We start from the raw sequence: 12,138 nt of genomic DNA, 5'->3' as shown, positions 1-12,138 counted from the left end.
CCTGTAAAAATGACTAAATTTTCTGAATTATTATGTTCAATCCTGTTGATTTGTTGTACAATTCTTATACTGGAGGCTAGAAATGAGGGAGAGCTGATGTATTACTTTTCAGCGGAGCAGCAGTTTAATGCTTGGGTTGTCAGTGATTTGGTGAAACAGCTTTTTCAAAAGTGGAATCCTGAAGAAGCAAATACAAAGCCGCTTACATTGTTTGCCGAACAGCACTTTCACATCTCCATTGATTATCTCTTTTCCATCATTATTAACATTGGAGATATCGAGTCAATTGAACAAGATCCACAAGACATGTTGTCCTCATATTTGAATATCCTTTTTCCTTTTGTGACGCGCGATATGATGAAAGCCTCCATGCAAAATGCAAACGAATATTTGTTAAAAGAACGTGATGCGGATGTGTATCAGCTGTTTGGCTGTCTCCCGCCGCTCCTCTCTGTATCTTTTCAGAAAAAGTAGTCCCTTCGATGAGATGGCGGCTGCTTTTTTGTGTGTGTTTTGAAAAGACCGTATGTTTTGAACGAAAAGAAGCATCATGTTAATGTAAATCTAGGCTGTAAGTGAAAGGGAGGATTTGACATGAGTCAACAAAAGCAAATTCAATTAGCTAAACGTCCAAAAGGATTACCTACAAAAGATGTTTTTCATTTTGAAACAGTAGATATACCTGTGCCGCAAGATGGAGAGGTCTTGATTCAAACGAAATATGTTTCTGTAGATCCTTATATGAGAGGACGAATGCAGGATACAAAATCCTATACACCTCCGTTCAAGCTAAATGAAGTGATTCAGGGCGGTGTCGTCGGAGAAGTCGTTGAGTCGAAATCGCCTCAATTTGAAAAGGGTGATTTTGTCCTTGGATTCCTTGGATGGCAAGAATATTCCACTGCCAAAGCTGAATCTCTGACTAAAATTGATCCGTCCATTGCGCCATTGTCCTATTATTTAGGCATTTTGGGCATGCCAGGGCAAACCGCTTACTTCGGCCTGCTTGCGATTGGCCAGCCAAAAGAAGGCGAGACGGTTGTCATCTCTGGAGCCGCAGGAGCTGTTGGTTCTGTTGTAGGACAAATCGCTAAGATCAAAGGCGCACACGTCGTTGGAATTGCCGGATCTGATGATAAACTCGCTTATTTAAAAGAATTGGGCTTTGATGAAACGATTAATTATAAAACAACAAATGATTTAGATGATGCCATTGCAAAAGCCTGTCCTAACGGCGTTGATGTGTACTTTGACAATGTAGGCGGCGAGATTTCAGATGCGGTGATGAATCATTTGAACCGTTTTGCACGCATTCCAGTATGCGGCGCAATTTCTTCTTATAACATTAGCGCAAGCGAGGACATCGGGCCGCGTGTGCAAACAAAACTCATCAAAACAAGCGCATTGATGCAAGGCTTCATCGTTGGCAACTATTCAGATCGTTTTGGAGAGGCAGCGAAGGATCTCGCACAATGGGTAAAAGAAGACAAACTCACATATAAAGAAACAATCATTGAAGGCTTTGACAACATTCCTGACGCATTCCTTGGACTATTCAAAGGAGAAAATGTGGGAAAACAGCTTGTCAAAATTTCATAATAAAAAAGGACCCTGCCAATAATGGAGGGTCCTTTTCTTATGCCTGCTTGGGCGCAAGGTGCAGCTGGCCTTGCTTATACACAATTTCTTCAAGCGAAAGATTCAGCTTTTTCGCCATTTTTTTCAGCATTGATTGCTCTTGAGGTGTGACAAGGCTGATGACTGCGCCTTCTTTTCCTGCGCGTCCGGTTCTGCCTGAACGGTGGATGTAGCCCTCTTCATTTGGCATATCTGCATGAATCACATATGGCAGATCATCAATATCGATTCCTCTTGCTGCAATATCTGTTGCAAGGAGGAGCGGGAATTCACGCTGTTCAAATGATTTCAAGATCACAGCACGTTCAGCTTTTTTTGCTTCACTATGAAGGACACCAAGGTCGACATGATGGTACGCTAATTTCTCTGCATAAATGCTTAAGTTCGTAATGTCACGCACAAAAACGAGCGCCTGCATGTCCTCAAGCCGTGATAGCTTTTGCAGCAGTTTCACTTTGTCACGCTGATCACATAACAGATAATAGTGACCCACTTTCTGCGCTTCTTCCTCGCTTCTAGCAATTTTCAATACTTCTGGTTCAGATGTCATTTCTTTGATCAGCTGAACGGTTTCTTCTTTCAACGTTGCAGAAAAACAAAGGATTTGTCTTTCTTTTAATGTGGACTTAATGATCCCTTGGATCGTTTTCATATGCTCTGGCACAAGAAGCTGATCTGCTTCGTCTAATACAATCGTTTTGACTTCATGCATTTTCAGTTTCTTGATTTTGATTAATTCTTGTACTCGGCCCGGTGTCGCCACAACGATGTTCGGATGTTTCTTTAGTTTTTCTTGCTGCTTCTTGATGTTCGCTCCACCAATCAAGGAAACCGCTTTGATGTCTGATCCTTGTTTGAACTCTTGCACGACATCAAAGATTTGCATCACAAGCTCTCTTGAAGGTGCCAAGATTAAGACTTGCGGATGCTTGATATTGACATCAATTTTATTTAAAAGCGGCAGTACATACGCAAGTGTCTTCCCCGTCCCAGTTGGCGATTCTGCGATCACATCACGCTTCTCCGTAATCCACTCTGCTGTTTTTTCTTGTATAGCTGTTGGTTTTTCGAAGCCAGCCGCTTGAAAATTTTCCTGAATAAATGGCTTTGCTTCTTTCAAAAATGCCCAATTTTCCGTCATGTCGATCTCCTTTATCCTCATTCAATCTATCCTTTAGTATCTCAAAATCAGCTTTGAAACGCAATTTTTCTTTTGATGCTTTTATCGAGCCGGACAGTTCGATATAATCATGAGAGGCACTAGCCGTTTTGAATCTATTTGAGGTGTAAAAAATGATATTATCTGTTAAAGATTTAAGTCATGGCTTTGGCGACAGAGCCATTTTCCACGAAGTGTCCTTCCGTTTATTAAAAGGCGAGCATGTCGGCTTAATCGGCGCCAACGGTGAAGGAAAGTCAACGTTTATGAATATTATTACTGGCAAGCTGGAGCCAGATGCAGGAAAAGTCGAATGGGCGAAAAATGTCCGTGTCGGCTACCTTGATCAGCATACCGTGCTAGAAAAGGGCAGAACGATCCGTGAAGTCCTTCAGGATGCATTCCATTATTTATTCTCCATGGAAGCCGCAATGAATGACATTTATGGCAAAATGGGTGAAGCCGATCCTGATGAGCTGGAAAAGCTGTTAGAGGAAGTTGGCGTCATTCAGGACGCACTGACAAACAATGATTTCTATATCATTGATTCTAAGGTCGAGGAGATTGCAAGAGGTCTTGGGTTAACGGATCTTGGACTGGACCGTGATGTGACGGAGCTCAGCGGCGGTCAGCGTACGAAGGTCCTGCTAGCAAAATTGCTGTTAGAGAAGCCAGAAATTCTCCTTCTCGATGAGCCGACCAACTATTTGGATGAGCAGCATATTGAATGGCTGAAGCGTTATTTACAGGAATATGAAAATGCGTTTATCCTCATTTCACATGATATTCCGTTTTTAAACAGTGTTATTAACTTGATTTATCATGTTGAAAATCAAGAGCTCACGCGCTATGTTGGTGATTACGACCAATTTAAACAAGTGTACGAAGTCAAAAAGCAGCAGCTCGAAGCAGCCTATAAAAGACAGCAGCAGGAAGTGGCTGAACTAAAGGATTTTGTCGCAAGAAACAAAGCACGTGTCAGCACAAGAAATATGGCGATGTCCCGTCAAAAGAAATTGGATAAGATGGATATGATTGAACTGGCAGCAGAAAAGCCAAAACCAGAATTCCACTTTAAACCGGCACGTACGTCTGGGAAACTGATTTTTGAAACGAAAGATTTGGTCATTGGTTATGATGAACCGCTCTCCCGCCCATTGAATTTGAAAATGGAACGCGGGCAAAAAATTGCGCTGTACGGTGCTAACGGTATCGGAAAAACGACGCTGCTCCGAAGTCTTCTTGGGGAAATCACACCTATTTCTGGTGAGGTGGAACGTGGAGAATTCTTGCATATTGGCTACTTTGAGCAAGAAGTAAAAGAGCAAAACAGCAATACTTGTATTGAAGAAGTATGGAGCACCTTCCCTTCTTACACGCAATATGAAGTCAGAGCCGCTCTTGCAAAATGCGGATTAACGACAAAACATATTGAAAGCCGTGTGTCTGTATTAAGCGGAGGAGAAAAAGCAAAGGTCCGTCTTTGTAAGCTGATCAACGAAGAAACCAACTTACTTGTTCTCGATGAGCCGACAAACCATTTAGATGTCGATGCAAAAGAAGAACTAAAACGCGCCTTAAAAGAATATAAAGGCAGCGTCTTATTGATTTCTCACGAGCCTGAATTTTATCAAGATGTGGCAACTGAAACATGGAATTGCGAATCTTGGACGACAAAAGTATTATAACGACAAAAAAGCCTTATATCTTCAAAAGATATAAGGCTTAGATGATTGTGACAAAGGGCTAAAATGATCTTTATTTTAGCCCTTTGTCTTCTTTCAGCGTGATAGAAAACCTTTGCAGTCTAGGAAGGACGGCTACCTTTGCGGAGCGAATTTGACATTCGTGAGCATCGGCGCACAGGAACTGACACCGAATGCGAGGGTTTGTCTACACGCTGAACTTTTTTCTAATTAATGACCTGCTTGGATATTCACCAAATGCTTACGTCCAAGGAGCAGAATAATCATGCCTAGAAGAACAACACCAGCCCCGACATAGTAAGGTGTACTTGCTGTATAGGATTCAGCGAGAACTCCGGCAATCCAAGGAGCGATCGCGCCCCCAATAAACCGTACAGCGCTGTAAGAGGATGAAGCAATTGAACGTTCAACCGGTGCTGACCCCATCACAGCTGTCGTGAGCACCGTATTGATCATACCGAGAATTCCCCCAGCAATGACAATTCCGCAGATCACGACCACAATATGAGACGTCCATATTCCAATGCCGAATAAAATCACAGCAAACGAAGCAAACAAAACCACCAGCGAGGTCAATGTCCCAAGTTTGCGATGAATGACCGGTGCGGAGAAGACGGAGGTCACAGCCAAAAATAGCCCCCAACCAAAAAAGACATAACCAAGTCCATGCTCATCAAGATGGAGCACAAATGGTGAATACGCTAAAAGCACAAAGAAACCAAAATTATATAAGAAAGCGGCAGATGCCATCGTTAAAAGTCCTTTATATTTTAACGCCCCGACAGCCTCAAATAATTTCACTTTTTTCTGCGGCTTTTGCATAGGTGGAAGCATAAAGGTAATCGCTAAAAGAGCGATAAGCATTAACACGGCAACGCCAAAGAAAGGCCCGCGCCAAGAAATTGTTCCAAGCTCACCGCCAAGCAGCGGTCCAACCGAAATCCCAAGACCTAGTGCTGCCTCGTATAAAATAATGGCCTTCGCACTTCCTCCAACAGACACACCGACAATGACAGAGAGTGCAGTTGAAATAAATAAAGCATTCCCGATGCCCCATCCGCCTCTAAAGCCAATTAATTCATTAATCGTTGAAGAAGTACCTCCTAAAGCAGAAAAAACAATAATAAAAATGAGTCCTACTAATAACGTCCATTTCGCACCAATCCGGCTAGAAATAAAACCGGTAAAAAACATCACAAAGCCGGTCACAAGTAAGTAGCTAGTAAATAAAAGAGAGACCTGGCTTGGAGATGCATGTAATTGTGATGCAATGGCTGGCAGGATCGGGTCAACGAGTCCTATTCCCATAAACGAAATCACACATGCAAAGGCAACAGCCCAAACGGCTTTTGGCTGCCTAAGCAGACTTGTACGCTGTTTCAACACTTCTTCTTCCTTCATTCCATCAGAACCTTTCCTTCAAATGTTGACAAAATAAAATAAACACGCAGAGGTGTTTATTTTTGTAATTGCTCAATTGCATGAGCCGCTCTTTCTTTCATCGCTTCAAGATCCTTTTTAAAGGATTGAATGGTTTCAAGCTTTTTTGAAATCAATTGATGCTGCACAGTCAGCTGCGCCTCAATATCTAACAGCTTCTCTAATCGTTCCTTCGGATCAAGCGACAGCAAGTAGCCTTCTTTATTCAGCTCTAGCTGCTTTCCGATTTCCATAAACGATTGAAGCTCCTGTAAAGAAAAGCCGAGTACCTCTTTTGCCTGCATCACTTTCTCTAGCTCTTCCATGTCGTCCTCTGAGTAAAGTCTGACTCCGCCCTCTGTCCGCTTTGGTGCTGATAATAAACCAATCTCTTCATAGAAACGAATCGTCCGTTTTGTCAGTCCGCTTCTTTTCGCCACTTGATCAATTTTCATCCATTCCATCACCAGTGCCTCCTGCTCATCAATTCATGTTTTATTATACACCTTTATAACCTTAACGTAAACGTCAAAGTTTTAACCCTTGATTTCCTTCCTGTTTTATCGCAAAATAAATAGGAATAATTACGATTTAAAGGAGGTACTATATGCGCTCTTTTCCATCTAAAGAAGAACGGCATCAGCTATTCGGATCTGTACCGCCAAGTCTTGGCACAAAGCCTTGGCAAAAAGAGGACATGACGGACATTCAAAAAACAGAGCAAAACTTTTATTTTCATCTTGAACAAGTCGGGATCTGCCGCATGTCCTATCCGGTGCATATCGTATCTAAAACAGCACCACAACGCCAGACAACTACAGCTGAGTTTACACTGAGTACATCCCTGCCAGCTCATCAAAAAGGCATTCATATGAGCCGTCTCACTGAACAGCTGCACTCGTTTTATGAGAGCAGCAAGCCGCTTAATGTGAATGCCCTAAAAGAATGGACGGCAGCGCTCGCCCGGAAAATGGATCAGCCCTCTGCTTCCATTCAAGTTGCCTTTCCATGGTACATGGAAAAACAGAGCCCAGTCACCGGTCAGTCAGGCTTGATGCATGCGACTGTCCAATATGACGTCCATTTTCATGAAAAGGACGGATGGACCTGTCACGTTGGCTGCGATGCACAGGTCACGACATTATGTCCTTGTTCCAAAGAAATCAGTGAATATGGTGCACATAATCAGCGCGGATCTGTTTCCATTCAAGTAGGGTTATTTGAACAAGCATCGCATCCTGACGATATCAAGGCCGCTCTTTTACATATCATCGAGTCCAATGCGAGCGCACCGCTTTATCCCGTGCTCAAAAGACCTGATGAAAAGAAAGTGACGGAAGAGGCTTATGAAAATCCGCGCTTTGTAGAAGATATCACAAGATTAATTGCCATCGAATTATATGAGCAGCCATGGATTAAAAGCTTTCAAATCGAGTGCCGTAATGAGGAATCCATTCACCAGCATGATGCGTATGCCAAATGCTCCTATCAAAAAAACCTGTAGAGCGATTCTACAGGTTTTTTATTTCCACATCTTTATTCATTCAATTCCTCAATCATAAGCGACAATTCTGTCCAGCGGTCCATTGCTTGTTCTAGTTCTTCCGCAACGGCTTTTTGTTCGTCCATCAGCTCTTGAATTTTTCCAAAATCACTTCCTGCTTCTACAATGCTGGTTTCGAGCTGCTGATGTTTTTCCTCTAATGCCTGTATCCGGTCTTCAATCCCGTCCCATTCAAGCTGATCTTTATAAGAAAGTTTTTTTCTCTTTTTAGGTGCGGCTTCTACTTGTTTCTCAGCAGGCTTTGTCTCTGTCCGCTTCTGCTCTTTTTCCTGTTCCATATAATCGCTGTAAGCACCTTGGAAGTGTGAAATGCGCCCATTTCCTTCAAAGACAAGCAGACGGTGAACCACTCGGTCTAAGAAATAACGATCATGGGACACGGTGATGACGACGCCAGGGAACTGCTCTAAATAATCCTCTAAAATACTGAGGGTCTCTGTATCAAGGTCGTTCGTCGGCTCATCTAAAAAGAGAACATTCGGCTCTTCCATTAAGACCTTCAATAAATACAATCTGCGGCGTTCTCCCCCTGACAGCTTACGAATATACGTCCGCTGCATCGATCTTGGAAAAAGGAACCTCTCCAGCATCTGCTCTGCTGTGACAATAACGCCATCAGACGTCTTGACGATTTCAGCTGTTTCCTTGATATACTCAATGATGGTCAGCTCATCATTCATTTCCTTGTGATCCTGCGTGTAATAGCCAATACGAACGGTTTGTCCAATGGTCAATTGTCCTGAGGTCGGTTCAATCTTACCCGCTAGACAGTTCAGCAGAGTGGTTTTGCCGACTCCATTCGGTCCGATGAATCCGATACGATCACCCGGCACGACTAAATCTGTAAACCGCTCCACAAGGGTCTGGCCAGCAAATGAAATTGATAAGTCTTCTGCCTCTATCACTTGTTTCCCCAAGCGGTGCGAGCCGATGGCAAAATCAAGCTCTCCCTTCGCATCAGGTCCTTTTTGATCTTTCAGCTCTTCGACTCTGCCGATACGTGCTTTCTGCTTTGTCGTTCTTGCTTTTGCTCCTCGTCTCAGCCATGCAAGCTCTCGTCTAAGCAAGTTTTGACGCTTCGTTTCTTTCACCTGAGCCTCTGCTTCCCGCTCCGCTCTTTTTTCTAAAAAGACTTCATAATTTCCTTTATACGTATAAAGCTGCCCTTGATTTAACTCATAAATCCGATTGGCCACCCGGTTTAAGAAATAACGATCGTGCGTCACGAGGATGACAGCACCGCTGTATTGACTCAAATATCCTTCAAGCCATTCAATGGTGGCATTATCAAGGTGGTTGGTTGGCTCATCTAAAATCAGCAAACCTGCAGGCTGAATTAAATTTTTAGCAATGGCGACACGTTTTTTCTGTCCGCCTGACAATGCATGTACAGAGCGGCTCACATCTTTCACGCCAAGCTTTGTCAAAACCGTTTTAGCTGAAAGGTTTGCATCCCAAGCATCTTCCTGATCCATTCGATTTTGCATGCGCATCAGCGCCTCTTGTTTTGCCTCATTTTGCGGGTCATGCTCTAAATCGGCGAGTGCCTGTTCATACGCCTTCATCGTTTGAATCATTGGTGCCGTTCCAGAAAAAATGTAGTCAAGAATCGTTTCATTTCCGGTCATTTCAGGATCTTGCTCAAGAAATTCGATATCAAGTGTCCCTGCTTTCGTGATGTCACCTTCCTCAAACGATTCAAGTCCCGCGATGACCTTTAGAAGTGTTGACTTCCCTGTACCATTTGGTCCAATCAATCCGATGCGTTCCTTCGGTTCTATATGAAACGAAATATGATCAAACAGCGTTTTCTCGCCATAGGTTTTATATAATCCTTCAACATTCAATAAACTCATTTTATCAGCCCTTACATAGATTCTTCCTTTATTTTAAATCAGCCAGTAGCAGAAAACTAGTTTTAAAAAACCCGCTGCTGAAAAGAATGTTTCCTTTTGATGCTCGATACACTATGAAGAGGTGATCTAAAGATGATAACCATTAGCTTATGTATGATTGTGAAAAATGAAGAGGAAGTGCTGGCGGAATGCCTTTCTTCTGTTCAAGACATTGTCGATGAGATAATCATCGTTGATACGGGATCAACAGATCAAACAAAAGAGATCGCTCATTCCTTTTCAGCAAAGGTGCTGGATTTTGAATGGGTGCAGCATTTTGCAAAAGCACGTAACTTTGCTTTCTCACATGCAGCGAAAGAGTATATTTTATGGCTCGATGCTGACGATGTTCTGCTTGAAGAAGACCGCCAAAAACTGCTTCAACTCAAGCAGACACTTGATCCCTCAGTGGATGCCGTTTCGATGTTTTATCATGTGGGCTTCGATGAAAGCGGTCAAGTCAATTTCAAATATAGAAGAAATCGCCTTGTGAAGCGTTCCTTAAACTTTCAGTGGTACGGGGCCGTTCATGAGTTTCTTCAAGTGTATGGAAACATCTTTCCAGCAGATATCGCCGTCACACATCAAAAACGCAAGAAAACAACTGCTGGTGAGCCTGGGCGCAACTTGCGAATTTATGAAGACATGCTGGCAAAAGGAGAGGACATGACGCCCCGTGATCTCTTTTATTTTGCCAATGAATTAAGAGACAATGGGCAGCATGTCAGAGCGATTCGTTTTTATCATGAATTTTTAAACACAAAACAGTGCTGGATTGAGGATGAAATTCGCACATGCCAATATTTAGCGGACTGCTATTATGCGGCAGGCTTTGAGGAAGCGGCCTTATCCTCCTTATTACGTTCCTTCTTATATGATCAGCCCCGGCCAGAATTTTGCTGCCGGATCGGGGATCATCTAAAAATACAAAATAAACATCAGGCAGCCATCTTTTGGTATGAGCAGGCGCTGAAGGCTCCTGAAAACGAAACAGCCTTCACACTTACACAATATAAAACATGGTATCCTCACCTTCAGCTTTGCTACTGTTATTATCAGCTCGGCGACCTGGAGCAAGCCAAAATACATCACCATGCCTCCTCCGCCCATCATCCGACTCATCCAAGTGTCATGTACAATGAAAAAATATTTGCTGATCAGACATAGATCGTCTGTTACCACATCCGCCTTCGATCTCACGGCGGATGTCTCTTTTTATACACTTATTCGGTTGTGACGTTTAACACTTTAGTGATTTAAAGCGTTTTTCAACCAATTGACTAAATTGTCATTTGCGCATATACTAACATTCGTCTTACGAAAAGATTTATCCATTAGGAGGTCAACATGAGTTCTTTATTTAGAAAAAAATCTCTCGACCAGCTCATGCTTGAAAGTCAAACAAAGCGGCTCAGCCGTTCGTTAAATACGTTTGATTTAATCTTGCTTGGCATTGGCTGTGTGGTCGGGACTGGAATCTTTGTCATTACGGGGGTTGCTGCGGCAAATGATGCGGGACCTGCGATTATTATATCTTTTATTTTGGCTGCAATTGCATGCGCCCTTGCTGCTTTTTGCTACGCTGAATTCTCCTCATCCATTCCTGTGTCAGGAAGCGTTTATACGTATTCCTACGCAACACTTGGAGAATTTCTCGCCTTTTTAATGGGCTGGGATCTCATGCTTGAATATGTCATTGCGCTCTCTGCTGTAGCAAGTGGATGGTCGTCCTATTTTCAATCACTGCTCAGCGGATTTGGCCTGCACATACCGAAGGCTTTATCAGCTGCACCTGGAGCCGCTGACGGGGCCGTCTTTAACCTTCCAGGCGCACTCATTATTTTGCTCATCACCTTTATCGTCTCAAGAGGCGTCAAAGAAAGCACAAAGCTGAATAACATTATTGTGCTGATCAAAATTGCCATCGTCCTTCTCTTTATCATTTCAGGCTTTGCTTACGTCAAACCTGAAAACTGGACACCGTTTATGCCAATGGGATTTGAGGGCGTGATCGCAGGCGCAGCAACAGTCTTTTTTGCTTACCTCGGATTTGATGCAATCGCCAATGCATCGGAAGAGGTCAAAAATCCGCAAAAGGCAATGCCGATTGGGATTATGGGAGCGCTCGGTGTTTGTACCATTTTATACATCGGGGTTTCCTTTGTCTTAACAGGCATGGTTCACTATACGAAACTGAATGTCAGTGATCCTGTCGCATTTGCTCTTCAAGTGGTCGGTCTGAATAGTGTGGCGGGTATCATATCAGCCGGTGCCATTATTGGGATTACAACGGTACTCATTGCCTTGGTCTATGCACAGGTTCGCTTAACCTTTGCGATGAGCCGCGATGGACTTATGCCAAAGGTTTTCTCAAAGGTTCATCCAAAATCACAAACTCCTGTTGCCAACACTTGGCTGACAGGGGCAGTCGCAGCATGTATCGTAGGTTTTGTGAATTTATCGACGCTTGCGAATTTAGTCAGTATCGGAACACTTGCAGCCTTTACGGTGATTTCCATTGCGGTCATCATATTGCGAAAAAAACACCCGAATGTTAAAGCTGCGTTTAAAGTGCCATTCGTGCCTGTGCTTCCAATTATCAGCGCGATCATTTGTATCACACTTGCGACAACACTTTCTTGGGTCACATGGAGAGCCTTCCTCATCTGGATCGCCATCGGTGTTGTTGTCTATTTCACCTATGCAAGAAGAAAAAGCCATCTCAATGAAACACATTAGAAAAGAGACACGGGGATT

Annotated in this window: 10 protein-coding genes; 6 read left to right on the top strand and 4 right to left on the bottom strand. The window is 43.2% G+C overall.

Annotation, left to right across the window (positions count from 1 at the left end):
* Positions 1-96: 96 nt before the first annotated feature.
* Both MHB66_RS03575 and MHB66_RS03570 read left to right on the top strand, forming a co-directional pair.
* Positions 97-474, top strand: coding sequence for a YfmB family protein (locus MHB66_RS03575; RefSeq protein WP_024426642.1), 378 nt, complete (start codon positions 97-99; stop codon positions 472-474).
* A 120-nt stretch (positions 475-594) separates the two neighbouring features.
* Positions 595-1,599, top strand: coding sequence for an NADP-dependent oxidoreductase (locus tag MHB66_RS03570; protein ID WP_024426643.1), 1,005 nt, complete (start codon positions 595-597; stop codon positions 1,597-1,599).
* A 37-nt stretch (positions 1,600-1,636) separates the two neighbouring features.
* Here the strand turns inward: MHB66_RS03570 and MHB66_RS03565 are convergent, their stop codons facing one another.
* The gene (locus tag MHB66_RS03565; protein WP_024426644.1) at positions 1,637-2,779 is read right to left on the bottom strand and encodes a DEAD/DEAH box helicase; all 1,143 of its coding nucleotides are present in this window, start codon (positions 2,777-2,779) and stop codon (positions 1,637-1,639) included.
* Positions 2,780-2,931: 152 nt separating this feature from the next.
* Between MHB66_RS03565 and MHB66_RS03560 the strand changes: the two genes are divergently transcribed.
* Complete coding sequence (locus tag MHB66_RS03560; protein ID WP_024426645.1) at positions 2,932-4,485, top strand: ABC-F family ATP-binding cassette domain-containing protein; 1,554 nt, start codon at positions 2,932-2,934, stop codon at positions 4,483-4,485.
* 228 nt (positions 4,486-4,713) lie between these two features.
* Here MHB66_RS03560 and MHB66_RS03555 read toward each other — a convergent pair whose 3' ends face one another.
* Positions 4,714-5,904, bottom strand: a complete 1,191-nt coding sequence (locus MHB66_RS03555; RefSeq protein ID WP_041116148.1) for an MFS transporter — start codon at positions 5,902-5,904, stop codon at positions 4,714-4,716.
* Between the two features lie 56 nt (positions 5,905-5,960).
* The gene (locus MHB66_RS03550) at positions 5,961-6,386 is read right to left on the bottom strand and encodes a MerR family transcriptional regulator (protein WP_024424586.1); all 426 of its coding nucleotides are present in this window, start codon (positions 6,384-6,386) and stop codon (positions 5,961-5,963) included.
* A 143-nt stretch (positions 6,387-6,529) separates the two neighbouring features.
* Here MHB66_RS03550 and folE2 point away from each other — a divergent pair, with 143 nt between their 5' ends.
* Positions 6,530-7,426: a GTP cyclohydrolase FolE2 gene (gene folE2 / locus MHB66_RS03545; protein WP_041116146.1), complete on the top strand. Its 897-nt coding sequence runs from the start codon at positions 6,530-6,532 to the stop codon at positions 7,424-7,426.
* 32 nt (positions 7,427-7,458) lie between these two features.
* Here folE2 and MHB66_RS03540 read toward each other — a convergent pair whose 3' ends face one another.
* A complete protein-coding gene (locus MHB66_RS03540) occupies positions 7,459-9,342 on the bottom strand; it encodes an ABC-F family ATP-binding cassette domain-containing protein (RefSeq protein ID WP_041116144.1) in 1,884 nt (627 codons plus the stop codon).
* Positions 9,343-9,474: 132 nt separating this feature from the next.
* Between MHB66_RS03540 and MHB66_RS03535 the strand changes: the two genes are divergently transcribed.
* Positions 9,475-10,548 (top strand): glycosyltransferase family 2 protein, encoded by a 1,074-nt coding sequence (locus MHB66_RS03535; protein ID WP_041116142.1) that lies wholly within the window; start codon positions 9,475-9,477, stop codon positions 10,546-10,548.
* Between the two features lie 180 nt (positions 10,549-10,728).
* Positions 10,729-12,120, top strand: a complete 1,392-nt coding sequence (locus tag MHB66_RS03530) for an amino acid permease (RefSeq protein WP_024426650.1) — start codon at positions 10,729-10,731, stop codon at positions 12,118-12,120.
* Positions 12,121-12,138 lie beyond the last annotated feature (18 nt).

Origin of the sequence: Bacillus sp. FSL L8-0167 (assembly GCF_038630295.1) — a bacterium.
Lineage (GTDB): Bacteria > Bacillota > Bacilli > Bacillales > Bacillaceae > Bacillus > Bacillus safensis.
The sequence above is the reverse complement of the archived record's forward strand: the minus strand, read 5'-3'. Positions and strand labels throughout refer to the sequence as shown.

What these genes read in the sequence shown, in the direction of transcription:
- MHB66_RS03565 (WP_024426644.1), bottom strand. Translation starts at nt 2,779, where the DNA reads ATGACGGAAAATTGGGCATTTTTGAAAGAAGCAAAGCCATTTATTCAG.
- MHB66_RS03555 (WP_041116148.1), bottom strand. Translation starts at nt 5,904, where the DNA reads ATGAAGGAAGAAGAAGTGTTGAAACAGCGTACAAGTCTGCTTAGGCAG.
- MHB66_RS03560 (WP_024426645.1), top strand. Translation starts at nt 2,932, where the DNA reads ATGATATTATCTGTTAAAGATTTAAGTCATGGCTTTGGCGACAGAGCC.
- folE2 (WP_041116146.1), top strand. Translation starts at nt 6,530, where the DNA reads ATGCGCTCTTTTCCATCTAAAGAAGAACGGCATCAGCTATTCGGATCT.
- MHB66_RS03535 (WP_041116142.1), top strand. Translation starts at nt 9,475, where the DNA reads ATGATAACCATTAGCTTATGTATGATTGTGAAAAATGAAGAGGAAGTG.
- MHB66_RS03575 (WP_024426642.1), top strand. Translation starts at nt 97, where the DNA reads ATGTATTACTTTTCAGCGGAGCAGCAGTTTAATGCTTGGGTTGTCAGT.
- MHB66_RS03570 (WP_024426643.1), top strand. Translation starts at nt 595, where the DNA reads ATGAGTCAACAAAAGCAAATTCAATTAGCTAAACGTCCAAAAGGATTA.
- MHB66_RS03530 (WP_024426650.1), top strand. Translation starts at nt 10,729, where the DNA reads ATGAGTTCTTTATTTAGAAAAAAATCTCTCGACCAGCTCATGCTTGAA.
- MHB66_RS03550 (WP_024424586.1), bottom strand. Translation starts at nt 6,386, where the DNA reads ATGGAATGGATGAAAATTGATCAAGTGGCGAAAAGAAGCGGACTGACA.
- MHB66_RS03540 (WP_041116144.1), bottom strand. Translation starts at nt 9,342, where the DNA reads ATGAGTTTATTGAATGTTGAAGGATTATATAAAACCTATGGCGAGAAA.